Here is a 25872-nt window from a genome sequence, read left to right on the forward strand (position 1 = left end):
GGCAGTTGCGACTAGTTCTTGATCTGCTGGCGGGCTTCGCCGCCGGCCGGCTCGAAACCGGCAGCCTTTGCAGCTTCAACCGTGGAGAACCAGTATTCAGCAGCGGTGGTGTTGTACCAGGTGGAACCCGGTACGTGGTACTTCTTGGACTCGGCGTTGCCCTTGATGGCGTAGCCTTCCGGAGCCTCGTCACCGTCGGCAGCGACAGCGCCGTCGATGGCCGGCTTTTCGGAGACAACAGCCTTGACAGCCGGAGCCGTAGCGACAGCCGGAGCAACCTTGGCCTTCGGAGCAGCCTTGGCAGCCGGAGCGGACGTGTCGGCCGGCAGGGCAGCCTTCGCAACGTTCACCAGAGCGGCGAAAGCGTTGGCGTCGGAAACAGCCAGTTCGGCCAGCATGCGGCGGTCAACCTCAACCTCAGCGGCCTTGAGGCCCTGGATGAGACGGTTGTAGGTGAGGCCGTTGGCGCGGGATGCAGCGTTGATGCGCTGGATCCAGAGGCGACGGAAGTCGCCCTTCTTCTTGCGGCGGTCGCCGTAGCTGTACACAAACGAGTGCAGCAGCTGCTCTTTGGCCTTGCGGTACAAGCGCGAACGCTGACCGCGGTAACCCTTGGCGCGTTCGAGGACAACCCGGCGCTTCTTGTGGGCGTTTACCGCCCGCTTCACACGTGCCACGTGCGTACTCCTTCAGAAATCTTTATCCCAAGCTGCTACTGCCGGAAATCCGGCCGGCCTGAGAAGGCTTTTGGTGTAGTCGGTTCCTGCCGGATGGCAGTTACCAAAGAACTTGGAACTTAGACGCCGAGCATCTTCTTGATGACCTTGGCATCGCCCTTGAAGACGAGCTTGTCGCCGGCGAGGCGACGGGTCAGCCTGGAGGACTTGTGCTCCAGGTAGTGACGGCGGTTGGCCTGCTGGCGCTTCAGCTTGCCGCTACCGGTCAGCTTGAAGCGCTTCTTAGCACCGCTGTGGGTCTTCATCTTCGGCATGGGAACCGATCTCCTTACGTATCCACGGACAAGTCCGCGATTCTATCGCGCAGCCGGCCAACAGGGGCCGACGTGCTGGTTACGTGCCGCCGGAGGCCAGGGCCTCCGCGGCGTTGAACTAATTGGTCTTGCGTGTTGCAGGCTTCGGCGCGGCCTTGGGGGCCGTGGGCCGGGCTGCCGGCTTGGGAGCCGCCGGCTTGGCCACAGGCTTGGGGGCCGAAGGGACCGCAGGCTTCGGAGCTGCCGCCGGAACCGCAGGCTTGGGAACTGCCTCCACCGTTGCCGCCTTCGGAGCCGGGGCAGCCTTGGGAGCGGGAGCTTCCTGGGGAGCCGGAGCTTCCTCAGCAACCGGTGCTTCCTGGGCCACAGCGGGTGCTTCTTCTGCAACCGGAGCATCGGCTGCTGCTTCTTCGACAACCGCAGCTTCCTCAGTTGCGGCTGCCTCAGGAGCTGCCGGAGCTTCCTGGGTGGTTTCCTCTTCCGAGACCGTGAAGCCTTCGGGCAGAAGGTCAGCGAGGCTCTGCGTCAGCGGTGCCTGCTCCCCCGTTGTGTCAACGCGTCCTGCGGCCTTGGCCTCATTCTGCGCCTTGGCTTCTGCACGCTGGGTGGCACGACGGGCTTCAGCCTTGGCCTCTGCCTTGTTCTTCAACGGTCCGATCACCATGACCATGTTGCGGCCATCGATGCGCGGGCTGGACTCAATGACGCCAACCTCGGCCACATCTTCGGCGAAACGCTGCAGCAAGCGGATACCCATTTCGGGACGCTGCTGCTCACGGCCGCGGAACTGGATCATGGCCTTGACCTTGTCACCGGCTCCGAGGAAGCGAAGGGCATGCCCGCGCTTGGTTTCGTAGTCGTGCTTGTCGATCTTGAGGCGGAAGCGGATTTCCTTCAGAACCGTGTTGGTCTGGTTCTTGCGGGCTTCGCGTGCCTTGACGGCGGCTTCGTACTTGTACTTGCCGAAGTCCATCAACTTGCAAACAGGAGGCTTAGCCTGCGGCGCAACTTCAACGAGATCGAGATCGGATTCGGCAGCAAGACGCAGAGCGTCCTCGATGCGGACAATTCCTACCTGTTCGCCGGCAGGGCCGACCAGCCGCACCTCGGGGACGCGGATACGCTCATTGATTCTTGGCTCGCTAATGTTAAAGCTCCTGTGGTTGTGGTGGTGTCACCGGCAAAAAGAGAAGGCCCCCAATTGCTGGCGCAATCGAAGGCCTCGAAGATCGGCTGCACTTCCTCAATGGAAAGCACGCACTTCCGGGGGTCAACCCCGGAGTGTCCGACCAGGTACCCGGCAACCTCTTGCCCCGTAAAGGGGATCCTGTCCCCGAAGGGAAACGGCTGACGCGGGTGGGAGAGAACTCCGCTTGCAAACTGAAAGTCAATTCTACAGAAACAACCCGCCAAGCGCACATTGCGGGCGGCGGGACTGTTGACTGTGGATCTTCTCCGTGAATACGTGGATCTTCCCGGTGAATATCGACTTCCAGTCGGTCTGTGACAAGCTTACCAGTATGAGCACTGAAGACAGCAATTCCCGCAACTCCTACGGCGGAGACGCCCCCGCTGATGCCGGGGTCTCCCAGCAGATCCGCGACATCGCCGAGGTTCCGGCCGTGGAAGTCATCACTACAGGCGCCGTGCACCTCATGAGTGCCGCAGCCGTCAAGGTTGGGCTCGCCGACGACCCCAACGCCGAGGACCTCAAGGACCTTGACGAAGCCCGCAAGCTGATCACCGCGCTGGCCGGCCTGGTCTCCGCAGCCGCCCCCGAAATCGGCTCACAGCACGCCGGCCCGTTGCGCGATGGACTGCGCTCCCTCCAGCTGGCGTTCCGCGAGGCCTCCATAATTCCGGACGCCCCGGGCAAGGGCCCGGGCGAAAAGTTCACCGGACCGGTGAACTAGTCCCCAACTGCCTGGACAAACAGCGACGGCGGGTCGACCTTCAGTGGTCGGCCCGCCGTCGTCGTCTGCCGGCTTGGCAGGGGTCAGACCCGCGCGGCCCTCCGGCGGATGGACATCAGAACCAGGCCAGTGGCGCACAGCGCCACGCCGGCTATGCCGACGGCGGCGAAACCGCCCGACGGGCCCACGGTGTCGATGAACACACCTGCCAGCGGTGCGCCCAACGCCACACCCGCAGTCAGTGCGGACCCGTACCAACCCATTGCCTCGCCTCGCCGATCCTCTTCCACAAGATCGGCCACCTTCTCGGAGGACGCCGACAAGACCGGCGCGCACAGCAATCCGGGCAGGAGCGAGAGGAAGGCCAGCGTCCACGTGTCCCGGGCAAAACCCATCGGAATGGTCAAGGCCGCCATGCCGAGCAGCAGGAGCATGGGCGAGATGGGCCGCTTCATGGACCCGTAGATGAGGCCTCCGATGACTGAGGCAGCGCACCAGAAAAAGAAGACGATTCCGATCTCATTTTGATGGCCGCCACGTTCCAGCAGCCCGACGATGCTGACATCGGACCCGCTGAGCACCATGCCGGAGCCGGCGGCCACTGCGAAGAGCGCCGCAACAGAGACCGTAAACCAGGTGAAGTTCCTGGCCACACGATTCCGGAGGGACGCTGTGCGCGAGGTTGCCGACGCCATTTCCGAGGCCGCTTCCTGGACATGCGCGGGAGCCGAAGCCACCATGGCCGCCTCAGCAGCAGCAAGATCATCCGTCTGGCGATCCGCCGATTCCTCCGGCGTGCAGGCGGCGTCGCTGCGGGTGGGCGGGTTGAACCACATGAGGAAAAGACCGGCCACGGAAACGGAGATACCTACTGCGGTGAGGCCAAGGGCCGAGTAGCCGCTGGTTGCGACCACGGCGCCGACCGCAGGACCAATCATGAAGACAAGCTCGGTGGCAATGGAGTCCAAGGCAAATGCCGAACGCCGCTGTTCCCCGTCCACCATGACGCCCAGCGACTGGCGGACAACACTGAAGATCGGCAACGTGAAAAGACCGCCAATAAAGACCAGCGGCAGCAGCCACTGGTAAGAAACATGCGGCACGATCGACCAGATGACCGTCTCCGAGACGACCGAGGGGATCAACGCCTTCCGCAGCCCCACCATGTCCACCCTGCGCCCCCGCCACGGGGCTCCCAAAGCGATGCCAATGGTCATGACCGCAGCCGCTGCACCCGCAGCGGCGTAGCCTTGGCCAAGCGTCAGGACAATGTGGAGGGTCAGGAGCACCCCGGCGGCCGAATGCGGGATACGGGCAATCATCCCGACAACCAGCAGCCGCCGGACAGGGCGTATTGACAGCATCTCTTTGTAGAGAGCGAAGTTCACTGGCTCAATCCTCATTTCCCCGGGCAACCCCGGGGAACCGGACCTGCCATTAGTGCGGCGCGGGCTCCTGCGCTGCGCGCTGCAGTTTTACTTCCATCGAATCGACGCCTTCGGCAAAGGAATCCATGCTTGCCCACGCATCGTTCAGTTGGGCCACAAGCGTTTGAACCGCCGCGGCGTCGAGCCCGTCCTCAAGGTAGAGCACCACCCGCAGTTCCGGACCCGGACCACCGCCGGACACCTGGCGGCCGTCAGCGGTGAGCGATGCAACGCCGCCGCCGGCCTGCGTCTCAAGGCGGCGTACCGCGCTGATGGCTGAAACTGTCGAAACGAGAGCAGTCTCCAGTTGATCATCAAGGTATGACGGCGTCCAGTCCTTCTGCTGCGCCAAGGCCCACATGGCTGGGCGCCGGACAACGAAGGCGAAGTCGGAACCGGGATCCAAAACCAGGAGTTGGGCACCTTCCGAGACTGCCGAAAGCGCCGCCCTGGCCGCATAAACAGCTACCGGACGGGCCTGGGGGTGCCATGCTTCCAGGGCGGCCGCCGACGTGAATACCGGCATTGCCGTGCGGCCATCGGGGGCCTTGAGTGTGACCAAGGCCATATCGGCCTGCTTGTCGGCATTCAGGCCGTCGACGCCCTCGGCTTCCTCGGCCAGCTGGGCAACAACCGGTACAAAAACCCGTGCCGTAGCCAAGGAAGCTACCACACCGGCCTCGCCGCCGGTTCCGTCGATCAGCGCCGCAATGGCGGCGAGATAACCGGCGTCGGCAGTTCCGTCGTCGTCCTCGAAGTTGTGGATGCTGGCATCGTCTCCGGCGAGGCTCCTGCCGGCCCATGGTTGGCCCGCAGAATCCGTTGCTCCCCCTGCGCCGGCCAATGCTGCGGCGATGTGGCCGGGCAGTTCACGCTTCTCCGGCTGGTGGGCTGAGTGGCGGCCCATCAGCGGCGGCCGGCAACGTCCAGGGCTTCGGGCAGGGTGAAGGCGCCTGAATACAGGGCCTTGCCCACAATCGCGCCCTCAACCCCGAGCGGAACGAGTTCGCGCAGGACCCGGAGATCTTCCAGGCTGGAGATACCGCCCGAAGCCACCACGGGCTTGCCGGTTTTCTCGACCATCTGGCGCAGCAGTTCCACGTTAGGACCTTGCAGCGTACCGTCCTTGGTCACGTCGGTGACCACATAGCGGGCGCACCCGGCGTCCTCAAGCCGGGCCAAAACCTCCCAAAGATCGCCGCCCTCCTTGGTCCATCCGCGACCGGCAAGGGTGGTACCTCGAACATCAAGCCCGACGGCGATCTTGTCACCGAAACGATCGATGGCCCGCCGCGTCCACTCGGGGTTCTCCAAGGCCGCCGTACCAAGGTTTACCCGGGCAACACCCAACTCAAGGGCCCTTTCAAGGGATTCGTCGTCCCGCAGGCCGCCGGACAGCTCAACCTTGACGTTGAGCTGCGACACGACCTCACTGATCAGCGCGGCGTTGTTGCCTCGGCCGAAGGCGGCGTCCAGGTCAACCATATGAACCCATTCCGCACCGTCGTTCTGCCAGTTCAAGGCTGCCTCAAGGGGCGTTCCGTAGCTGGTTTCCGAGCCCGCTTCTCCTTGCAGGAGGCGAACCGCCTGGCCGTCCACGATGTCGACGGCAGGCAGGAGTTCCAGAATGGACTGGGTGGAGGTGGTCATGAGTGTCCTTGGTTTTTTTGGGGGGCCGCTGGTGAGGGACCGGCGGTTCAGTTACCGGGAAGTGTCAGGAGATAGGCAGCCAGCAGGGACATCCCCGCCAGCGCATAGAAGGAAACGGAGACCCAGCGGGGCTTCTTTTGCTGATGGAAGGAAATTCCTCCGCCAACCAACACCCCGGCCAGGCCCATGAGGACTACCGACCACATTCAGGCAGCACCGCTTCCGGATGCTTCCGGCGAGGGCTTGCGCAGGCTGTCGACCCAGTTGCGCAGGAGCCGGGCCCCGGCATCGCCTGATTTCTCAGGGTGGAACTGGGTAGCGCACAGCGGGCCGTTTTCCACGGCGGCAATAAACCGGGCGCCATGCTCTGACCATGTGACCATGGGCGGCGCCATGCGCGGCTGGACGACGTCGAAGTTCCACTCCTGCACACCGTAGGAGTGCACAAAGTAGAAACGCTCCTGCTCGACGCCGGCGAAGAGCTTGGAACCCTCCGGTACATCAACAGTGTTCCATCCCATGTGCGGCACTACGGGAGCAGGCAGAAGCTCCACCTTTCCCGGCCATTCAGCCATGCCCTCGGACTCGGTACCGTGCTCCACGCCAGCCTCGAAGAGAACCTGCAGGCCCACACAGATGGCCAGCACCGGGCGGCTGCCGGCAACCCGGCGTCCAATCATCCGGATGGCGTCAACAGCTTTGAGTTCCTTCATCACGGTCTCGTACGCGCCGACACCGGGAACGACCAGGCCGTCGGCGTTGAGCACGTCCTCAGGCTTGGAGCTAAGCACCACGTGGGCACCTGCCCGTTCCAGGGCACGGACGGCCGACCGGACGTTGCCGGATCCATAGTCCAGCACAGTTACCGTCGGCTTGCCTTCAGGGGACTCCGGCTTCACAGAGGCAGCCGCGTCAGCAACTGCACCGTTTTTCAGGATCTGGCCGCTCACAGTGCCCCCTTGGTGGAGGGGATTCCTTCAACGCGGGGGTCGGACTCAACTGCGGCGCGAAGGGCACGGGCAAAAGCCTTGAACTGTGCCTCCACGATGTGGTGGGGATCCCGGCCAGCGAGAACGTTCATGTGCAGGCAGATGCCGGCGTGCAAGGTAATCGCCTCAAACACGTGGCGGGTCAACGAACCTGTGAAGTGACCGCCGATCAGGTGGTACTCCTGGCCTGCGGGTTCACCGTCGTGCACCAGGTAGGGACGGCCGGAAACATCCACGACTGCGTGCGCGAGGGCCTCATCCAACGGCACGGTGGCTTCGCCGAAGCGGCGGATGCCGGCCTTGTCGCCGAGGGCCGTCCGGAGGACCTCCCCGAAAGTGATGGCAACGTCTTCCACCGTGTGGTGCGCATCGATGTGGGTGTCCCCGGTTGCCTTGACGGTCATGTCAATCAGCGAGTGCTTGCACAGGGCCGTCAGCATGTGGTCGTAGAACGGTACCGAGGTGCTGATGTCTGAAATGCCGGAGCCGTCCAGGTTGATCTCCACCAGCACGGAAGATTCGCTGGTGGTGCGCTCCATGCGCGCAGTGCGGGCAGCGGACGGCGTAGCGCCGGTTTCGCTCATTGGGACGTCCTTATACACGGAGGATTGGTTTGGGTCTATGGACAAGTCTAGGCGGGCCGGGATGCCTCGCCGTCCAGGAGTGCCTCCAGGGCCTCAAGGAAAGCAGTGGTTTCAGGCTCGGTGCCCGCGGTGACCCGCAAGTGTCCCGGGATCCCGACATCGCGGATGAGCACGCCGGCATCGAGCAGGCCCTGCCAGATCTCGTGGGGGTTTTCAAGACCGCCGAAGAACACATAGTTGGAGTCCGACGCGGCCGGCTTGAGCCCCATGCGCAGAAGTTCGGTGACGATGCGGTCCCGCTGGACCTTGATGTCTTCGACGTCGGCCATGAGGGCTTCGCGGTGGGTCAACGCTGCAAGGGCGGTGGCCTGCGTGACGGCTGACAGGTGGTAGGGCAGGCGGACCAACCTGATGGCGTCCGTAACTTCGGGGGCGGCGGCCATGTAGCCAAGACGGGCGCCCGCCAGGGCGAAGGCCTTGCTCATGGTGCGCGAAACGATCAACCGCTCACGGCCGGGCAGCAAGGTCAAGGCGCTCGGGGTGTTGTCGTGCGCGAACTCGTGGTACGCCTCATCCACGATCACAATGGCCTGGCTTGCTTCGCCGGCGCGATACACAGCCTCAACCACATCCAGGCCCAAGCCCGTACCCGTGGGGTTGTTCGGGGAGCACAGAAAGACGATGTTGGCCCCGGTTTCCCGAACCTGGGCAGCTGCAGACTCCGCGTCCAAACCGTAGTCGTCGGCGCGGACTCCGCGGATGTACTCGGTATCAGTGCCGCTCGCCAGCAGCGGGTACATCGAGTACGTGGGAGGGAAGCCAAGGGCCCTGCGTCCCGGGCCGCCGAACGCCTGGAGAATCTGCTGAAGGACCTCGTTTGATCCGTTGGCGGCCCAGATGTTCTCTGCAGAGAGGCCGTGGCCAAGGTACTGGGCTAGGGCCTCGCGGAGGTCAGTGAACTCGCGGTCCGGATAGCGGTTCAGTCCAGTTGCAGCTGCTGCCACAGCCTCTGTAATGGCAGCTTGGACATCGGCTGGCACGCCATGGGTGTTCTCGTTGACGTTGAGCAGGACGGGGACATCGAGCTGCGGTGCGCCATAGGGGCTCAGTCCACGCAGGTTGGTCCGGAGGGGAAGTCGGTCAAGTCGCTCAAGCTGCTCACTCACTAGAACAGTTTAAGGGGCCACTGGGACTGCCGAGTAACTGTGACGTCCGGGCAGAGATCCGGGCGCACGATCGGCACCGTGCATCGGCCGTTTCAGTGGGCCGGTACGAACAGCTGCTGCCCGGGAAGAATGCGTCCGCCACGGAGGTCATTGAGCTGGATGATTTCGGCGATGACATCACGGGGATCCCGTTCCGGAGCCGCAGCGCCGGCGATGCCCCACAGGGACTGGCCCGGCTGAACGGTCACAGACACAGCAACCGGCGGCTGCAGCTGCGCCTGGGAGTCGGAAGCCTTGGCAGGGGAAGTGATGAAACCGGCCAGGCTAAGCAGGGCGGCCACCAGGAGCATTGCCGGGATACCAAAGAAGACCATGCGGCCCCGGCGGGTGAGGCGCAGGCGGGCGGGTGCCTGGGTGGTGCGGAAATCAGCGAACGAAGTGATTGCGGACATGAGCTGAGCCCTTCTGAGCTATTGCCTTGCTCCGGGGCTTCCGGAGCAGGGCTGCCAATTCTTTGTGTTCCCGGCCTTGCCCGGTGTTCGAACGTCCTGTTCGAACATCAAGCCTTGGGACGGTGTTTATAGAACACATATTCGAACCTTGCTATGACATTTTTAGCACTTATCAACGAACGGTGTCGAGACTCGCTAGAACAAATGTTTGATAAACGCCTGTGGCTGCCCTACGTTTGAGTGAAGAAACAGCACTGTTTCAGTGGAACAGGAGGGTCTGACATTTTTTCAGGCCCTGCATCCCCGGCTCACTTCGGGGCGGAACGAAAGGCATTGGCGAACATGGCAGCGAAAGCCACAGGCGGCGGGGCACCCCTGCGGAGCCAACAGCCTCAAAAGTCTCCCAAGAGCCTTACCGTGCGCCAGAAGAAGATCCTGGAGACGATTCAGCGTTCCGTCAACGACAACGGCTATCCACCCAGCATGCGTGAAATCGGCGACACCGTAGGACTGGCCAGCCTGTCCAGCGTCACGCACCAGCTCTCGCAGCTCGAAAAGCTTGGCTACCTCCGCAGGGATCCCAAGCGGCCCCGGGCCATGGAAGTGCTGATGCCGCTGACACTTGATGGCGGTCCGATCCCGGGTGTCGAAGCACCGGCAAGCCTCAGGAGCACCGGCGGCCTGGCCGTCACGGAGCTTGCCAGCGCAAGCGATACCGCCATGGTTCCCCTGGTAGGCCGCATCGCGGCAGGTGGCCCCATCCTCGCCGACCAGACTGTGGAGGACGTACTCCCCCTGCCCAGGCAGCTCGTGGGACACGGCGAGCTCTTCATGCTGAAGGTCGCCGGAGACTCCATGATCGATGCCGCCATCTGCGACGGGGACTGGGTAGTTGTCCGCCGCCAGAACGATGCCATCAACGGGGACATCGTGGCTGCGCTGCTGGATGATGAAGCCACTGTGAAAACATTCCGCCAGCGGGATGGCCATACCTGGCTGCTGCCCCAGAACACCCAGTACGAACCCATCCTCGGCGACCAGGCAACCATCATGGGCAAGGTCGTCTCCGTACTTCGGTCCCTCTAGCTTCCCTCGTTGGCCTCCGGGGCAGCGCCTCCAGGGCGCGGCAGGGGGCCCGTCAGGCCTTCCTGGAGGATCCCAACCGCTCCAGGACACCACGTACCACCGAACGGTCCGTAGTCGCCCAGAACGGCGGCAGGGCGGCCCGCAGGAATCCGCCGTACCTCTCCGTGGAGAGGCGGGGATCGAGTACCGCCACCACGCCTTTGTCCCCGGTGGAGCGGATCAGGCGCCCGGCACCCTGGGCAAGACGGATAGCTGCGTGAGTGGCCGAGACTGCCATGAATCCATTCCCGCCTGACTGCGCCACCGCGCGGGACCGTGCCGTCATCAAAGGATCGTCGGGACGCGGAAACGGAATACGGTCAATGACCACGAGGCGGCATGAACCACCCGGGACATCCACACCCTGCCACAGCGACATCGTTCCGAAGAGGCAGGTATCGGGCTCGTCGGCGAACTGCTTAACCAGGGCCGCCATGGTGGACTCGCCTTGGCAAAGGATGTCCACATCCAGTCGTAGGCGCATTGCGTCGGCCGCCTCTTCGGCTGCCCGCCGCGAGGAGAAGAGACACAGCGCTCCCCCGCCAGATGCCCGGATCAGGTCTTCCAGCTCGTCCAAGGCCTCCGGGGAGGTGCCGCGGCCGGGTTTGGGAAGGTGCTTCGCCACATACAGCACCCCCTGCTTGGGGTAGTCGAAAGGCGATCCGACGTCGATGCCTGTCCAGCTGGGAGCGCCGTCGCCAATCAGGCCAAGCCCTCCGGCTGCAGGTTCAAAAGCCGAGCCAATCGCCAGCGTGGCGGAGGTCAGCACCACAGTGTGTCCGGCGAACAATCCCTCACGCAAACGGCCCGCAACGCTCAGCGGTGCGATGTTGATGAGCGCCGGCGCCGTCTCGTCCGGTTGTGAGTATCCCTGCTGGGGATCAAAAGTGCTGTTGCGCGAGAACCACACGACCTCCCGGTTCTCCTTGGCGGCGAGCATCCGCTCGCACAGCTCGAGGATCAGCATGAGCCGTGACCTGGCCAGCTGCCTGCCGCCGTCGGCGGCGTTTGAGGGATCTGTCTTCGAATCGGACAGGGCAGCCCGCGTGGCATCGCGCAACTGGTCGAGGCAATCGAGCTGTTCGTCGTTGAGCCCGTTCGGCAAGAGCCCGTTGGGGACACCGGCGATGGCCATAGCCAAGCGGTCCGCGGCAGCATTGAGGGCATCGACTGTGATGGCCGTGTGTTTCCGGGCACTCGATGCAGCTGCGTGGACCATGGCCACCGACAACTGCCCCGACACCGCACCTGTAACCCGGTCCTGCAGTTCGTGGGCTTCGTCCACCACCACAACATCGTATTCAGGCAGGACTGCCAAGCCTTCAAAAGCGCTGACAGCCAGCATGGCGTGGTTGGTGACCACGACATCGGCTTCAGCAGCGCGGGACCGGGCAAGCTCGCTGAAGCACTCCTCGGCGACGGGGCACTTTTGTGCACCGAGGCATTCCATCGAGGTCACGGACACCTGCCGCCAAGCACGGTCGGTGACACCGGGCATCAGTTCGTCGCGGTCTCCGGTGGAGGTCTTTTCAGCCCATTCACGGAGCCGGACCACTTCCTTGCCAAGCTGCGATTGCGGCCCACCCATGGACGCCGCGAAGTGCGGAACGCTGGTGTCCTCGCCCAAGGAGAAGAGCTGTCCTTCGGAAGGTTCTTCGCTGGGAAAGCCGCCTTCAAGTTTCTGAAGGCAGACGTAGTTGGCCCGTCCCTTGACGAGCGCTACGTTGACCGGACGCTCCAGGGCAGGATTGATGGTCTCCAGCAGCCGGGGAAGATCCCGGCCAACAATCTGGGTCTGGAGCGCCAGGGTGGCGGTGGACACGAGTGTCGGTTTATCGCTGTCCATGGAATGGGCGATCAACGGAATCAGGTAAGCCAAAGACTTGCCTGTTCCCGTTCCCGCCTGGACCAGCAGATGCTCCCCGGTCTCGATGGCCCGGGTGACATGCTTGGCCATTTCGTGCTGGCCGGCACGGCTTTGGCCGCCCATGCCCGCTACAGCCCGGTCCAACAACTCGAGGGTGGTCTTCTCCCCCACCGACTCGACGGCGTCCGCCGCCACCTTCTCAACCATTGCTGACGAATGACTCCAGCTCGGCTGCCAATCCTTCGCGGACCATGACAACGACGCGCGTACCGTTTTCCTCGTGCTCGATGCTGAGGATTTCCGAATCGGAGCTGTGCAACTTACTGATCAATTCGCCGCGATCGTAAGGAATAAGCAGCTCAAGCCGCACGCCCGGGCGCGGGATGGAGCGGCTGATGTCCTCGAGCAGTTCGGCGATTCCCTGGCCCGTACGGGTGGAAACCACAGCGTGCCGCGCTTCCTTCTGCTTGAGGCGTTCCACCACGAAGGGATCAGCCACATCAACCTTGTTCAGGACGATGATCTCGGGAACCTTGCGCGCATCAACCTCGGTAAAGACAGCGCGGACTGCGGCGATCTGCCCTTCGGGGTCCGGATGGGAAGCATCGACGACGTGAAGGATGAGGTCCGCATCAGCCACCTCTTCCAGCGTTGACCGGAAGGCTTCCACCAGCTGGGTGGGCAGGGAGCGCACGAATCCCACGGTGTCGGCCAACGTGTAGCCAATGCCATCAGGGGTCTGCGCTTTACGGACAGTGGGATCCAAGGTGGCGAACAGGGCGTTCTCCACCAGGACGCCTGCGTCAGTAAGGCGGTTCAACAGCGACGACTTACCGGCGTTGGTGTACCCGGCAATCGCCACCGACGGAACAGCATTACGACGGCGGTTGGCGCGCTTGGTCTCCCGGGCCGGCTTCATCGCGGCGATTTCACGGCGCAGTTTAGCCATGCGCGTGCGGATGCGACGACGGTCCAGTTCGATCTTGGTTTCACCGGGACCGCGCGATCCCATGCCTGCGCCGGCTCCACCTACCTGGCCACCGGCCTGGCGGGACATGGAATCACCCCAACCGCGCAGGCGCGGAAGCAGGTATTCCAACTGTGCGAGCTCAACTTGCGCCTTGCCTTCACGGCTCTTGGCGTGCTGGGCGAAGATGTCCAGGATCAGGGTGGTCCGGTCAACGACCTTGACCTTAACGATGTCCTCAAGTCCGCGTCGCTGTGAGGGCGCCAGTTCGGTGTCAACCACCACGGTATCCGCGCCGGTGGCTGCAACAATGTCCTTGAGTTCCTGTGCCTTGCCCGATCCAAGGAACGTCCCGGGGTCCGGCTTGGTACGCCGTTGAACCAAACCGTCGAGTACCTCTGAACCTGCGGTTTCGGCGAGGGCTGCCAGTTCGCGCAAGGAGTTCTCAGCGTCGGCCAAGGTTCCTTCTGTCCACAAGCCGGCCAATACGACCCTTTCGAGGCGCAACTGCCGGTATTCAACCTCTGTGACGTCTTCGAGTTCGGTGGACAATCCGGCGGTGCGGCGCAAGGCGCGGCGCTCAGCGAGGTCTTCCTGGTCGCCGTCGTAGATGCTGTGCTCTTGGTCCAGGGTGGAAATCGCCTGTGCCTTGCCGAACACGCCGTTGGCGTCGTTGTCATCGGTTGCCTGCGCAGGGACATCCTTGGAAAGAATCCGGTCAATGACGGCCTGGATTTGTTCAGGACTCATGTCCTGGGCGTCGGAATCGGATCCGGAGTGCTTCTGGGTGGTCATGGTCTCCTTAGACTGTTCGGCAATTCCAGAATAGTGCTGTTTGTTGCTTGATGGGGCGCTCTTCGCGCTGGGCTGACGGGCTTGGGCCAAAGTGGCCTCCTGTGTGCTGAACGCCACTGGCTTGTTGGGGCCGTGGCGAAGGTGATCTGGCAGGTGTATCCGCAGGGAGGCCCCGGCCTGTCGGAAGTCGTCGAACTGCCCCGTCAGGAATCGCATGATCGCGCAATCCTGGGTATGAATTGGGTGGGGCTTGATCTTCTGAGTGTCCGGCACCGTGGAAATGGATGCTGGACGAATGCCGGTGGGACCTGCCGGGCGGAAAGGCCGCGGGCTGGGCGTATATGCCAAGCCGGGCCTGCATCGCGGGCGGTGCCGTTGAACGCCTGACAATTCAGGCGGATTCGGCTGATTACTCAAAGATCAAGAACATGACTTCAATACTACCAGCAGTGTCAAACCAGGCCTTGGTCGATGACGGTTTCCCAAGGCGCCGATAGCCAACTAATCTGGCAAATTATGGAGTCTGCACACTATTTCACCGCCCAGCCGGCCGGACCGTTCACCCGCAAGCCTCTGACAGTGGAGCTCGCGGGGGCAACGCGCCACCTGCAGACGTCCTCGGGGATCTTCAGCCCCGACGGCGTGGACAAAGGCACTGCGATTCTCCTGTCGGACGTTCCGCCGCCCTCTCCCAACGGGAACCTGCTGGACATCGGCTGCGGTTGGGGTCCGATAGCCCTGACCCTTGGCCTGAAAGCCCCGCATGCCCGCGTGTTCGCCGTCGACGTCAACGAACGCTGCGTCGCCCTGACCAACGAGAACGCAGCGGCGCTTGGGTTGGACAACGTCACCGCCAGCCTCCCACACGAGGTGGACCCCGCCGTCGAGTTCGACACCATTTGGTCCAATCCGCCTATCCGGATTGGCAAAGACGAACTGCACTCACTGCTGCTGACGTGGTTGCCCCGGCTGGCGCCAGGCGGGAACGCCTGGCTGGTGGTTCAGAAGAACCTGGGCTCGGACTCCCTGCAGCGCTGGCTGGCCGCGGAACTGGATGCATCCTTCACTGTTTCCCGCGAAAGCACGTCCAAGTCCTTCAGGATCATCCGCGTCAGGAAAGCGTCCCGCTAGCCACAATGACGGCAGGGCCGCTCAACTCAACGTGTTCACGGCCACCTGCCCCGGGGAAGAACTTAACACCCACGACCCCGCCCGGAACCTTTACGTGCCAGTCGTTGGGCGCGGAACTGCCGGCCCAGTGACGTATTGCTACTGCAGCTGCGCAGGCTCCTGTCCCACAGGACTGGGTCTCCCCCACTCCACGCTCATGCACGCGCATGGTGATGGTTCCCACCCCGTTTTCGACCAACGGTTCAGCGGGAACGACGAATTCAACGTTGGTGCCGTTGGCCGGCTTGGGATCAACAACGGGAGCCTTGAACAGTTGGGTGGCTGAAAGCTCGCTGAGTTCTGCCAAGGCGACCACGGTGTGCGGGTTGCCCATACTTACCGAAAGGCCCGGCCGGGCCACTTCCAGGCCGTCAGCGCTGACCAAGGCGTCCATGGCCTTGCTGGTGGCCTCCTCGGGGAAAATGAACTCCCACGGGCCCATGTCAACGGCGTATCCGTTAGCGGTGCGCACTACTTTCTTGATGCCGCCGCGGGTGCCGATGGTGAGCGTTTCGCCCGGCCCGAGGTCCACCAGGCCCTGCTCGTTGAGGAAGTGGACGAAGACGCGAACGCCATTGCCGCACATCTCCGATAACGAGCCGTCTCCATTGCGGTAGTCCATGAACCACTCCGCGGCAGGATCCACCTCCAGCAATGCGCGCCCCTCCGGGAGGAACCGGGAAGGAACGGCACGGATGAGGCCATCGCCCCCGATGCCCGTATGGCGGTCGCACAGTTGCGCTACCTGCCCCGGAGTGATCTCGTGGGCGTCGCCTGGATCAGCGATCAGGACGAAGTCATTGCCGGTTCCGTGCCCCTTGGAAAACGCCAATCCGGCAAGGCTTGACGTGGCATCGGAGGCGTCGGCAGCCGAAGGCTGACGGGTGGGAACTGAGGCGGTTTCATCCATGGAACCAAGGCTACCTTCCACGTGTGTTCGGCCCGAAATTGCCCAGGTGATCCTGGCTGCGGACTACGGAGACGGCCTTGGACACCGCATCCGGGTCTTTCCAACCCAGCCAGGAGATCCGCGGGTCGGCGCGGAACCAGGTGAGTTGCCGGCGTGCGAACTGCCTCGTGGCAACGATGGTTTCCTCAACTGCAGTGGGCACGTCCATTTCACCGTCCAGGACCTTGAGGAACTGTGCGTATCCCAAAGCCCGTGACGCCGTTTTCCCGCGACGGAGCCCTTGGGCTTCGAGCAGCCCGACCTCATGCTCAAGGCCGGCGTCGACCATTCGATGCACCCGGTGTCCCAGGCGCTCCCTGAGTTCGTCACGGTCCACTGACAGACCGATCTGCACAGCCGGTTGGTGGTACTCCCGCGTAGGCATGAAGGAGCTGAAAGGGCGAGCTGTCAGTTCGTAGACCTCCAGTGCGCGGATAATGCGACGGGCATCGCCGAGACGTGCTGCCGACACGGGGTCCACTTCCTCAAGGCGGGCCCTGAGTGGGGCCAGCCCCTTGGTTTCGCATTCGTCCTCCAGGCGCCTGCGCACAGCTGGATCCGTACCCGGAAACTCCAGGACGTCCAGGGCTGCGCGGACGTAAAGTCCGGAGCCACCGACCAGAATGGCCCGCTTTCCCCTCGCGTGGATGTCGTCAATGGTTGCGCGGCATTCGAGCTGGAAGTCAGCCACGTTTGCTTCCTGCGTGACGTCCAGGGTGTCCAGGAGGTGGTGCGGAACGCCTTTGCGCTCTTCAACGCTGATCTTGGCTGTGCCGATGTCCATGCCCCGATAGAACTGGAGCGCATCGGCATTGATGACTTCTCCGCCAAGGGCCAAGGCAAGGTTGACGCCCAGATCCGACTTGCCCGAGCCCGTTGGGCCGACGATGGCAATAACCGGTTGGGCTTGCTGGGAATGCAGCATCGTTCGGACGACGCTGCTACGCGCGGCGGACCGGCAGCGCCGGCATGCCCAAAGACACGCCAGTCTTGCCGTTTGATGTCCCCGGTCCGGGAACGCCGCAGGAATCGGCCTGCGACCGGTCCCAAGCATCTCCTGCCCGTGAACGCCGCACGACGTAGTCACTGGCTGACGCGGGATCCGCCACCAGGTGGAACGCCGCAGCCTCGGTGATGGTCACAGTGACGAAATCGCCGGGGCGTGGAGTAACAGCCCCGGCAGGGACGGAGAAGTGCACCAGCCTCTGGTCTTGCGTGCGCCCGGACAACCGGTGTGTCTCCCCGGCCTTCCGGCCTGCCTGGGCTGTCACCAGGACCTCGACCTTCCGGCCCAGCTGTGCAGCGTTTTCCTCGGCGGCAATGCGATCCTGCAGCGCCGTGAGCCGTTCGAAGCGTTCCTGGACCACCGCTTTGGGCAATTGCTCCGGCAAGTCGGCGGCCGGTGTCCCCGGACGCTTGGAGTACTGGAAGGTGAAAGCCGAGGAAAACCGCGACTTTTCCACGACGTCCAACGTCGCCTGGAAATCTTCCTCGGTTTCACCCGGGAAGCCCACGATGATGTCAGTGGTGATGGCAGCGTGCGGAATCCTTTCCCGCACCTTGTCCAGGATGCCCAGGAAGCGGCTGGAACGGTACGACCGACGCATGTCCTTGAGGACTTTGTCCGATCCCGATTGCAGCGGCATATGCAGCTGTGGCATCACATTGGGGGTTTCCGCCATGGCGTCAATGACATCATCCGTGAACGCGGCGGGATGGGGGCTGGTGAAGCGTACGCGCTCGAGTCCCTCGATGTCCCCGCATGCACGCAGCAGTTTGGAGAAGGCCTGGCGATCTCCGAATTCCACCCCATAGGAGTTCACATTTTGCCCAAGCAAGGTGACTTCCACCACTCCGTCATCAACGAGGGCCTGGATCTCGGCCAGAATCTCGCCGGGTCGCCGGTCCTTCTCCTTGCCACGCAGCGAAGGCACAATGCAGAACGTGCAGGTGTTGTTGCACCCCACGGAAATTGAAACCCATCCCGAGTACACGGACTCCCGCTTGGTGGGAAGGGTGGACGGGAAGACGTCCAAGGACTCCAGGATCTCGAGTTGGGCCTCATTGTTGTGCCGGGCGCGGTTAAGGAGGGCCGGCAGGGCTCCTACGTTGTGGGTGCCAAAGACGGCGTCAACCCACGGCGCCTTTCGGACGATGGTTTCACGGTCCTTTTGGGCCAGGCACCCACCAACAGCAATCTGCATGCCGGGATTGGCCTCTTTGACCTGGCGCAGTTGGCCAAGGTTGCCGTAGAGCTTGTTATCCGCATTCTCCCGCACGGCGCACGTGTTGAACACAACGACGTCGGCAACGTCGCCCTCAGCAGGCACATAGCCAGCGTCCTCAAGCAGGCCCGCCATGCGCTCGGAATCGTGGACGTTCATCTGGCAGCCAAAGGTCCGGACCTGGTAGGTCCTGGGCTCAGCCGAAGGACTGGTGGCGGGTGTTGGGGAAGGAATGGTCAAACTCACTACTCAAGGGTACCGGCTTCTGCCAACACCTCACCGACGATCCTGAACGCCAAAGAGGGGGCGTAGCCCTTGCGCGCCAGCATGGAGGCCAGCCTGCGGGTGTACTTGTCGCGCTCGGAACGATCCGAGAGATCCATACCCGGACGAAGCTTGCGCTGCACAAGCTCCCTGGCGGCGGCTTCTTCATCCTGGTCGCTGAGCTGCGACAGTGCGTCCTCAGCAGCTTCGAGCACGATGCCCTTGTCCGCCAGTTCGCGACGAATCGCCCCCTTGGCAAGCTTCTTGCTTTGCGAACGGCTGCGCACCCACATCCTGGCGAATTCAGCATCGTCAATCAGCTGGACCTCCTCGAAGCGGTCCAGGACCGCCTCCGCAACGTCCTCGGGAACGTTGCGCTCCGCCAGTTTGCGCGACAGCTGCAGCCGGCTCCGTGGCGCCATCGTCAATTGCCGAAGGACGATGGCGCGCGCCACGGATTCGGGGTCGGGCTCGGAATCTGCAGCTACCGCAGAGTCCGGGTCCGGCCCGGTCCTAGCCGTCAACGGCCTTCAGCTTCGGGGAGTCTTCCTCCGGCTTGACGCCGACGCCAAGCTTCTCCTTGATCAAACGCTCCAGTTCCTGTGCCAGCTCAGGGTTGTCGCGCAGGAACCGCCGGGAGTTTTCCATGCCCTGGCCGAGTTGATCGCCGTCATAGGTGAACCACGAACCCGACTTCTTGATGATGCCGTGCTCAACGCCCATGTCGATGATGCCGCCCTCACGGGAGATGCCTTGACCGTAGATGATGTCGAACTCGGCGATCTTGAACGGCGGCGCCATCTTGTTCTTGACGATCTTGGCCTTCGTGCGGTTACCAACGGAATCCGCGCCCTCTTTCAAGGTCTGGATGCGACGAACGTCGATGCGAACCGATGCGTAGAACTTCAGCGCCTTGCCACCAGTGGTGGTTTCCGGCGAGCCAAAGAAGACGCCGATCTTCTCACGCAGCTGGTTGATGAAGATCGCAGTGGTCTTGGTCTGGCTCAATCGACCCGTGATCTTACGCAAGGCCTGGCTCATGAGGCGGGCCTGAAGGCCAACGTGGGAGTCGCCCATCTCACCTTCAATTTCGGCGCGGGGAACCAGTGCGGCCACGGAGTCGATGACGATGATGTCCAGCGAACCGGAACCCACCAGCATGTCCATGATCTCCAAGGCCTGCTCACCCGTGTCCGGCTGGGAAACGAGGAGGGCATCGGTGTCCACGCCCAGCTTGGCCGCATAGTCCGGGTCAAGCGCGTGCTCGGCGTCAATGAAGGCGGCGATGCCGCCAGCGCGTTGGGCGTTGGCTACGGCGTGCAGCGCAACGGTGGTCTTACCCGATGATTCCGGTCCATAGATTTCCACGACTCGGCCACGGGGCAGGCCGCCAATGCCAAGGGCCACGTCCAGCGCAATGGAACCGGTGGGAATGACCTCGATAGGTGCGCGGGTGTCATCACCCAAGCGCATGATTGAGCCTTTGCCGAATTGCTTGTCGATCTGGGCAAGCGCTGCTTCGAGCGCCTTCTCACGATCCGGGGTTGCCGCCATGGTTCACACCTCTGATGCTTTCTCGCTGTGGAGTGGCCCGTTAGGCCGCTTTCCTGTCATCCAAGACGCTATTACGGCGGCCTGACATTTTTAGGTGCCGAACCCGGCTATGTGGATAACCCAGGTGCCGGAAGCTGTGGAATGCGTCCTACGGAATCAATTTTCCTCTCACAGGAGCATATCCCTATCCGAACAGATATTCGAACAACAGTGCGGCGTGTCCCGCCGCTCCCCCCAAGATGCGGACCCGCGGCAAACTCAGTTCGAAGCAGGCTTGATGTCCCTGCCCAGCCGGCGTTCGAGAGGCACATCCTGGACCTCGCACACAGCCAACCAGACCTCGCGGGGGTGGTACCCGGCGGCCAAGGCCTCAACGGCCGTCCGTCCACCCACGCCGGCCAACACCAGGGACGTGGCCAGGACGCGGGAGTACCCTGCCCCGAATTCGTCGTCCATCAATCGCCAAAAGTCACTTGCCCTCACGGATAGAGTCTCTCATGGCAGTGGACTCTAGAATGGTTGCCATGAGCAATCCTCTCCAGAGCACGCCGGAGCCGGCCGCGCCGGGCGACGACGTCGACGACGCCCTCCAGCAGGTGGAACACCAGCTGAGCCTGCTCTGGCGCCGCGCCCGTTCGATCTCCCACCAGTTGTCCCGGCAGGTTCATCCGGACATGGAGCCCGCAGCCTACGGGCTTCTCACTGTCATCCGCAGGGAAGGCCCCATCCGGTTGACGGACCTGGCGACCTGCATTGGCGTGGGCAAGCCCTCCGTGAGCCGGCAGATCGCGTTCCTGGAGAGCATTGGCCTCGTTTACAAGGAAGCGGATCCCCAGGACGGCCGGGCCCAGTCCATCCGCCTGACGGAAAAGGGCGAGGAAAAGATGCACTTGGTCCAGGATGCCCGCCGCCAGGTTTTTCGCGAACGGCTCGGCGAGTGGCCCCTGAAGGATGTCCAGACATTGGCTGACTACATGGGACGCCTGAACGCCATCTACGGAGACGGCGCGCTCAAGGACCTGGGCCCCAAGGAGCCGGGAATCGACACCACGGACAGTCCAGCCGGCGCGTGACGCCGGGTCGAACGGGTCCGCAGCAGAAAGCAAGGAGGTCCCCAGCCTGAGGCTGGGGACCTTCTTCATGAGACGTGTAGGCCGTTTACCGGGCTCCGGAGAGCATTCCCTGGGGGAAGTCGTCCGTGAGGTCCAGGTCGCGGCCGTAGCGCTGTGAAAATTCCTGCGGCACGGTGTCCGGGACAGCAACACCTTCTGCGACGGCCACGCGGTCGCTGACTTCGCGAAGCATGTGGGACAACGGAACATCCAAGGCTGTGCAGATAGAGGACAGGAGCTCTGAAGAAGCCTCCTTCTGGCCACGTTCCACTTCGCTCAAATAGCCAAGTGACACGCGGGCGCTGTGCGAAACCTCGCGGAGGGTACGGCCCTGACGCTGGCGGACATCGCGCAGTACATCACCGATCTCGTGGCGTAGTACAACCATTTTGCGCTCCTTCTGTTCGCTCTGTGTCTGATCAGCCAAGCCCACATCCTTCCAGCGGACAACGCCGTTTACGGATACGGGCTGCTTTACCATCTGTATCGCCATGCTCCCTCGTTGGTCCGGTTCGCTGGCTGGCGGACCGGGTATGTTTTTACATCCTAGGCGCCCCGGCTCTTCCGAGGCGACACAATGACACAACTATTGGGAATGAGTTTTTGTTCCCGACTACTTTACGAACGGTAACCAACCTCACCCAACGCGGCAAGCAGACGCGCCAACGCGGCCTCGCAGGCTTGCTCGCGGATGGATTGCCGGTCGCCGGCGAAGCTGTACTCGAAGGAAGCAACACCTTGGGCAGAAGCCACCCCGATGAACACGGTGCCAACATCCTTGCCATCATGCGGGTCGGGCCCGGCAACTCCCGTAGTGGAAATTCCGACGTCGGCAGCGCAAGCCCGCCGTGCGCCGTCGGCCATTGCTTCGGCGACGCCACCATCAACGGAACCCACCACGGCAAGCAGGTCCTCCGGGACACCCAGCACATGGGTCTTGACGGAGTTCTGGTAGGCAACGACGCCGCCCTGCAGCATGCCGGAGGCCCCGGGAGTGTTGGCCAGCGTCGCCGCCACCAGCCCCGCGGTCAAGGACTCGGCTGTTGCCACAGTGAGGTTCTGGCGGATGGCAGTCCCGACGACCGTCGTCGCTGTCTCCGACGCATTGCCACCGGACATCACCGGCGACGTCCAGCGGCGCGCAGCTTCGTGGCCTGGATGACGTATTCGACGCCGGTCCAGAGCGTGATGCCGAGGGCTGCCATCATGACCCAGAAAGCGAGATCTCCCAGCCACGGGGCGATCGCCTTGAGCGGAAGGATGTAAAGGAAGATGGCCACCGTTTGAACTACCGTCTTGAGTTTGCCGCCACGCGAAGCAGGCATGACGCCGTAACGGATCACGACGAAGCGCAGCGCGGTGATGCCCCACTCACGGACCAGGATGAGGATGGTGACCCACCACGGCAACTCCCCCAGGGCGGACAGCAGTACCAGCGCCGACCCAATGAGAAGCTTGTCGGCAATCGGATCGGCAATCTTGCCGAAGTTGGTGATGAGGCCACGCGCACGTGCGATGTCGCCGTCGAGCTTGTCCGTATAGATTGCCACGGCGAAAGCCACAACGGCCGCCCAGCGCCAGAGCCCGTAAAGGCCGTCATCGGCCAGCAGGAACCAGACGAAGAAGGGCACCAGGACGATGCGGAGCATCGTGAGGATGTTGGGCAGGTTCCAGACGTCGGAACTGCTGGAAGTCGCGTTATCGCCCTCGGCTGTAGTCACTCCTCTAGGCTACCGTCTCTGGAGCTACAGTCCTTGGCGCTGCGGCCTTGGCGGCTACCGGCCCGTCAGTGACCAGGCGTCCTCGCCGCCCTCGTCGTCGTCACCTGAACCGTCGGCGCCGTCGTAGTACTCCATGGCTTGCGTCCGGTTGTCCAGGTCCGCCTGCACCAAGTCTTCGGCATAGCCGCCGACGGCGATGTTGGAGTTCGCGTTCTCGCTCAAGGCCGCTGTGTGGGCGTCCGGCGTGGCTGGCGATTCCTGCCCCTTCATGGCGGCAAGAACGGCAGCGAGGTCATCCGGCTTCACCAGGACGTCGCGGGCTTTGGAACCCTCGGAGGGGCCCACGACACCGCGGGATTCCAGGAGGTCCATCAGGCGTCCGGCCTTGGCAAAGCCAACGCGCAGCTTGCGCTGGAGCATCGAGGTGGAACCGAATTGCGTGGTGACCACCAGCTCGGTCGCCTGGAGCAGGACCTCGAGGTCGTCTCCAATGTCGTCGTCGATCTGCTTCTTGGGTGCCTCGGCTGCGACGTCGTCGCGGTAGACCGCCTGCAGCTGTCCCTTGACGTGCTCGACGACCTTGTGGATCTCTGATTCGGTAACCCACGCACCCTGGACGCGCATGGCCTTGGAAGCACCCATGGGCAGGAACAAGGCGTCACCTTGGCCAATGAGTTTCTCAGCGCCCGGCTGGTCCAGGACAACGCGGGAGTCAGTGACGGATGAGGTGGCGAACGCCATGCGGGAGGGCACGTTGGCCTTGATGAGGCCCGTAACGACGTCCACGGAAGGCCGCTGCGTGGCCAACACCAGGTGGATGCCAGCGGCGCGGGCCAGCTGCGTGATGCGGACAATCGAGTCTTCAACATCGCGCGGCGCAACCATCATGAGGTCGGCGAGTTCGTCCACGATCACCAGCAGGTAGGGGTAGGGCTTGATGACGCGCTTGGAATCGACGGGAGGCGTTACCTTGCCTGCCCGGACTGCCTTGTTGAAGTCATCGATGTGCTTGTAACCGTAATTGGCGAGGTCGTCATAGCGGGCGTCCATTTCCCGGACCACCCATTGGAGGGCCTCCGCGGCCTTCTTCGGGTTGGTGATGATCGGGGTGATGAGGTGCGGGACGCCTTCGTAGGCGGTGAGTTCCACGCGCTTGGGGTCGACCATGACCATGCGGACCTCATCCGGGGTTGCCCGCATGAGGATCGAGGTGATCATGGAGTTCACGAAGCTCGACTTACCTGCACCGGTGGCACCTGCAACCAGGAGGTGGGGCATCTTGGCGAGGTTGGCCACGACATAGCCGCCCTCAACATCCTTGCCCACACCCATGACCATGGGGTGGTCGGTGCGCCGCGCGTTCTGGCTTCGCAGCACATCACCCAGGGACACCGTCTCACGGTCAGTGTTCGGGATTTCGATACCGATGGCTGACTTACCCGGGATGGGGCTCAGGATACGTACGTCGCTTGACGCCACGGCATACGAAATGTTCTTGGAAAGCGCCGTCACGCGTTCGACCTTTGTGCCGGGCGAGAGCTCGATCTCGTAGCGGGTAACGGTGGGACCACGGCTGAAGCCAGTGACCGCGGCGTCGACGTTGAACTGGGTGAGGGTGTCAGTCAGGGCGGCGACGACGGCGTCGTTGGCTTCCGTGCGCTCCTTCGGGATGGAGCCCGGCGTCAGGAAATCCGAGGCAGGCAGCGTGTACGTGACATCGCCGGCAAGTGAAAGCTGCTCCGTGCGCTGCGGGATCGGCGTGGGCGGAGGCGGGGGCGTCGCGGGCCGCGCCGGCACCTGGGCTGCTACCGGGGCGGTCATTTCAGGGGGCAGGACCGGAATGGCTTCCGTGGGGTTGTCGATGCCGGGGTTTGCTCCGGCGAGGCCTTGGGCCGCCTTGATCTTCTCCACGGCGATTTCGGCTTGCGTGGGGCGCCGGACGCCCGGGGGGACGCGGGGGGCGGACGCAGCGGGGGTTTCGTCGTCGTCGTCGACTATGGCGTGCTCGAAGGCCTCATCACCGACGTAACCTTCCAGGCCGGCGTCGGATTCTTCGTCCTTGCCGAAGAGGCGCATGCGCTTCTTCTTTTTCGGCGTGGCAGCGGGGCTGTTGCCGTAAAGGTAGCTCCGGTCGTGGCCGTCCTTGTCGGTCCCATCCATGAGGTCAACGCCCATGAGGTGTTCATAGGCACCCCGGATCCGGGCGGGAATCGCACCGAATGGGGTGGCCGTGACGATCAACACGGAAACAAAAGCCAGCAGGCTGTAGACAATGACCGGGACAGCGACGTGGATTGCCGCAAGCGGCGCCGCGGCTAGGAATCCCAGCATGCCCCCTGCCCGGCGGAGTCCGTCAAAACCATCGGCAACGGTCGGTTGGCCCCCAATGACCTGGGCCAGCCCGGACCCGGCCAACGTCATGATCATGAAGCCAATGCCCACGCGGTTGTTACCGCGGCCGTCCTGGGGCTTGCGGAACAAGCGGAAGGCGCAGACAAAAAGCATGAAGGGCAGGATCAGGGACATCCATCCGAACGTCCCGTTGACCACGCTGTAAACGATGTCCGGGAGCCAACCCGTGAGGCCCCACCAGGCGAAGGTGGCTATCGCGATGCCCAGGACGAGGTTGAACAGGGCTGCCCCATCCCTGCGGTCCGCGGGGTCGAGGTCGCTGACATCATGGCCAATGCGCCGAACGCCGGCGCCCACCACATGTCCGATCCCCTGCCAGGCACCTGACAACATGCGCAGTGGAAGCGGTGTTTGGGGTTCGACGGCGGCCGCTTGCTTGGTGCGGGCAGTACTGCCCCGCCCGCTTTTGCTTGCGGCGCTGGTTTTGGATGCGGCTCCGCTCCGGCCTGTGCCGCCGGATTTATTGCTTGAGCTGCCTCGTGGCGCGGAGGTAGTACGGGTCGCCATACGTGCCACGGTACCCCAAGGGGGTCTGAAAT

General features: G+C 63.3%; 27 protein-coding genes. 4 read left to right on the plus strand and 23 right to left on the minus strand.

The window, feature by feature from the left end; genetic code table 11:
* Positions 1-11: 11 nt before the first annotated feature.
* The 3 genes from rplT to infC all read right to left on the minus strand — a co-directional run bounded on the left by rplT (position 12) and on the right by infC (position 2138).
* The gene (gene rplT, locus AB0N72_RS04115; RefSeq protein WP_018779094.1) at positions 12-677 is read right to left on the minus strand and encodes a 50S ribosomal protein L20; all 666 of its coding nucleotides are present in this window, start codon (positions 675-677) and stop codon (positions 12-14) included.
* A gap of 119 nt (positions 678-796) precedes the next feature.
* Positions 797-991: a 50S ribosomal protein L35 gene (rpmI, locus tag AB0N72_RS04120; protein WP_363934584.1), complete on the minus strand. Its 195-nt coding sequence runs from the start codon at positions 989-991 to the stop codon at positions 797-799.
* A 118-nt stretch (positions 992-1109) separates the two neighbouring features.
* Positions 1110-2138: a translation initiation factor IF-3 gene (gene infC, locus AB0N72_RS04125; protein ID WP_364081221.1), complete on the minus strand. Its 1029-nt coding sequence runs from the start codon at positions 2136-2138 to the stop codon at positions 1110-1112.
* Positions 2139-2511: 373 nt separating this feature from the next.
* On the opposite strand from infC, the gene AB0N72_RS04130 reads away from it, so the two are divergent.
* A complete protein-coding gene (locus AB0N72_RS04130) occupies positions 2512-2904 on the plus strand; it encodes a DUF1844 domain-containing protein (protein WP_363934582.1) in 393 nt (130 codons plus the stop codon).
* An 83-nt stretch (positions 2905-2987) separates the two neighbouring features.
* Here AB0N72_RS04130 and AB0N72_RS04135 read toward each other — a convergent pair whose 3' ends face one another.
* The 8 genes from AB0N72_RS04135 to AB0N72_RS04170 form a co-directional block, all read right to left on the minus strand.
* The gene (locus AB0N72_RS04135; protein ID WP_363934581.1) at positions 2988-4292 is read right to left on the minus strand and encodes an MFS transporter; all 1305 of its coding nucleotides are present in this window, start codon (positions 4290-4292) and stop codon (positions 2988-2990) included.
* Between the two features lie 49 nt (positions 4293-4341).
* Positions 4342-5238, minus strand: coding sequence for an SseB family protein (locus tag AB0N72_RS04140; protein WP_363934580.1), 897 nt, complete (start codon positions 5236-5238; stop codon positions 4342-4344).
* The gene (gene priA, locus AB0N72_RS04145) at positions 5238-5981 is read right to left on the minus strand and encodes a bifunctional 1-(5-phosphoribosyl)-5-((5-phosphoribosylamino)methylideneamino)imidazole-4-carboxamide isomerase/phosphoribosylanthranilate isomerase PriA (protein ID WP_363934578.1); all 744 of its coding nucleotides are present in this window, start codon (positions 5979-5981) and stop codon (positions 5238-5240) included. The genes AB0N72_RS04140 and priA overlap by 1 nt, the downstream gene beginning before the upstream one ends.
* 47 nt (positions 5982-6028) lie before the next feature.
* Positions 6029-6187, minus strand: a complete 159-nt coding sequence (locus AB0N72_RS04150; protein WP_363934576.1) for a hypothetical protein — start codon at positions 6185-6187, stop codon at positions 6029-6031.
* Entirely contained in the window at positions 6188-6931 is a 744-nt protein-coding gene (gene hisH, locus AB0N72_RS04155) for an imidazole glycerol phosphate synthase subunit HisH (protein WP_363934574.1), read from the minus strand.
* Complete coding sequence (gene hisB, locus AB0N72_RS04160; protein ID WP_363934572.1) at positions 6928-7554, minus strand: imidazoleglycerol-phosphate dehydratase HisB; 627 nt, start codon at positions 7552-7554, stop codon at positions 6928-6930. Before hisB ends, hisH begins: the two co-directional genes overlap by 4 nt.
* Positions 7555-7601: 47 nt before the next feature.
* On the minus strand, positions 7602-8720 hold the full coding sequence (locus AB0N72_RS04165) for a histidinol-phosphate transaminase (RefSeq protein WP_363934571.1): 1119 nt from the start codon (positions 8718-8720) through the stop codon (positions 7602-7604).
* Between the two features lie 92 nt (positions 8721-8812).
* Positions 8813-9172, minus strand: coding sequence for a LysM peptidoglycan-binding domain-containing protein (locus AB0N72_RS04170; RefSeq protein ID WP_363934570.1), 360 nt, complete (start codon positions 9170-9172; stop codon positions 8813-8815).
* A 342-nt stretch (positions 9173-9514) separates the two neighbouring features.
* Between AB0N72_RS04170 and lexA the strand changes: the two genes are divergently transcribed.
* Positions 9515-10258 (plus strand): transcriptional repressor LexA, encoded by a 744-nt coding sequence (gene lexA / locus AB0N72_RS04175; RefSeq protein WP_363934569.1) that lies wholly within the window; start codon positions 9515-9517, stop codon positions 10256-10258.
* 52 nt (positions 10259-10310) lie between these two features.
* On the opposite strand, the gene AB0N72_RS04180 is transcribed toward lexA, so the two are convergent.
* Positions 10311-12371 (minus strand): ATP-dependent DNA helicase, encoded by a 2061-nt coding sequence (locus tag AB0N72_RS04180; protein WP_363934567.1) that lies wholly within the window; start codon positions 12369-12371, stop codon positions 10311-10313.
* Positions 12364-13926, minus strand: a complete 1563-nt coding sequence (gene hflX, locus AB0N72_RS04185; protein ID WP_363934565.1) for a GTPase HflX — start codon at positions 13924-13926, stop codon at positions 12364-12366. The genes AB0N72_RS04180 and hflX overlap by 8 nt, the downstream gene beginning before the upstream one ends.
* A gap of 516 nt (positions 13927-14442) precedes the next feature.
* Between hflX and AB0N72_RS04190 the strand changes: the two genes are divergently transcribed.
* Positions 14443-15057, plus strand: coding sequence for a methyltransferase (locus AB0N72_RS04190; RefSeq protein ID WP_363934563.1), 615 nt, complete (start codon positions 14443-14445; stop codon positions 15055-15057).
* Here the strand turns inward: AB0N72_RS04190 and dapF are convergent.
* The 6 genes from dapF to AB0N72_RS04220 form a co-directional block, all read right to left on the minus strand.
* The gene (gene dapF / locus AB0N72_RS04195) at positions 15038-16006 is read right to left on the minus strand and encodes a diaminopimelate epimerase (protein ID WP_363934561.1); all 969 of its coding nucleotides are present in this window, start codon (positions 16004-16006) and stop codon (positions 15038-15040) included. The genes AB0N72_RS04190 and dapF overlap by 20 nt on opposite strands.
* A gap of 10 nt (positions 16007-16016) precedes the next feature.
* Positions 16017-16970 carry a tRNA (adenosine(37)-N6)-dimethylallyltransferase MiaA gene (miaA, locus tag AB0N72_RS04200; RefSeq protein WP_363934559.1) on the minus strand — a complete coding sequence of 318 codons (954 nt, stop codon included), beginning with the start codon at positions 16968-16970 and terminating at the stop codon, positions 16017-16019.
* Between the two features lie 16 nt (positions 16971-16986).
* Positions 16987-18516, minus strand: a complete 1530-nt coding sequence (gene miaB, locus AB0N72_RS04205; protein ID WP_363934557.1) for a tRNA (N6-isopentenyl adenosine(37)-C2)-methylthiotransferase MiaB — start codon at positions 18514-18516, stop codon at positions 16987-16989.
* Positions 18516-19058, minus strand: coding sequence for a regulatory protein RecX (locus tag AB0N72_RS04210; RefSeq protein ID WP_363934555.1), 543 nt, complete (start codon positions 19056-19058; stop codon positions 18516-18518). Before AB0N72_RS04210 ends, miaB begins: the two co-directional genes overlap by 1 nt.
* Positions 19048-20088: a recombinase RecA gene (gene recA / locus AB0N72_RS04215; protein WP_018779075.1), complete on the minus strand. Its 1041-nt coding sequence runs from the start codon at positions 20086-20088 to the stop codon at positions 19048-19050. Before recA ends, AB0N72_RS04210 begins: the two co-directional genes overlap by 11 nt.
* A gap of 258 nt (positions 20089-20346) precedes the next feature.
* A complete protein-coding gene (locus AB0N72_RS04220) occupies positions 20347-20544 on the minus strand; it encodes a DUF3046 domain-containing protein (protein ID WP_363934639.1) in 198 nt (65 codons plus the stop codon).
* 59 nt (positions 20545-20603) lie between these two features.
* Between AB0N72_RS04220 and AB0N72_RS04225 the strand changes: the two genes are divergently transcribed.
* A complete protein-coding gene (locus tag AB0N72_RS04225) occupies positions 20604-21161 on the plus strand; it encodes a MarR family transcriptional regulator (RefSeq protein ID WP_363934638.1) in 558 nt (185 codons plus the stop codon).
* A gap of 85 nt (positions 21162-21246) precedes the next feature.
* Here the strand turns inward: AB0N72_RS04225 and AB0N72_RS04230 are convergent, their stop codons facing one another.
* From AB0N72_RS04230 to AB0N72_RS04245, 4 genes are all read right to left on the minus strand, one after another.
* Positions 21247-21681 (minus strand): helix-turn-helix transcriptional regulator, encoded by a 435-nt coding sequence (locus AB0N72_RS04230; RefSeq protein ID WP_024820363.1) that lies wholly within the window; start codon positions 21679-21681, stop codon positions 21247-21249.
* 137 nt (positions 21682-21818) lie between these two features.
* Positions 21819-22319, minus strand: coding sequence for a nicotinamide-nucleotide amidohydrolase family protein (locus AB0N72_RS04235; RefSeq protein WP_363934553.1), 501 nt, complete (start codon positions 22317-22319; stop codon positions 21819-21821).
* Positions 22319-22921 (minus strand): CDP-diacylglycerol--glycerol-3-phosphate 3-phosphatidyltransferase, encoded by a 603-nt coding sequence (pgsA, locus tag AB0N72_RS04240; protein ID WP_363934551.1) that lies wholly within the window; start codon positions 22919-22921, stop codon positions 22319-22321. Before pgsA ends, AB0N72_RS04235 begins: the two co-directional genes overlap by 1 nt.
* 54 nt (positions 22922-22975) lie before the next feature.
* On the minus strand, positions 22976-25840 hold the full coding sequence (locus AB0N72_RS04245; RefSeq protein ID WP_363934549.1) for a DNA translocase FtsK: 2865 nt from the start codon (positions 25838-25840) through the stop codon (positions 22976-22978).
* Positions 25841-25872 lie beyond the last annotated feature (32 nt).

Source organism: Paenarthrobacter sp. NPDC089307 (genome assembly GCF_040685055.1).
Classification (GTDB): Bacteria; Actinomycetota; Actinomycetes; order Actinomycetales; family Micrococcaceae; genus Arthrobacter.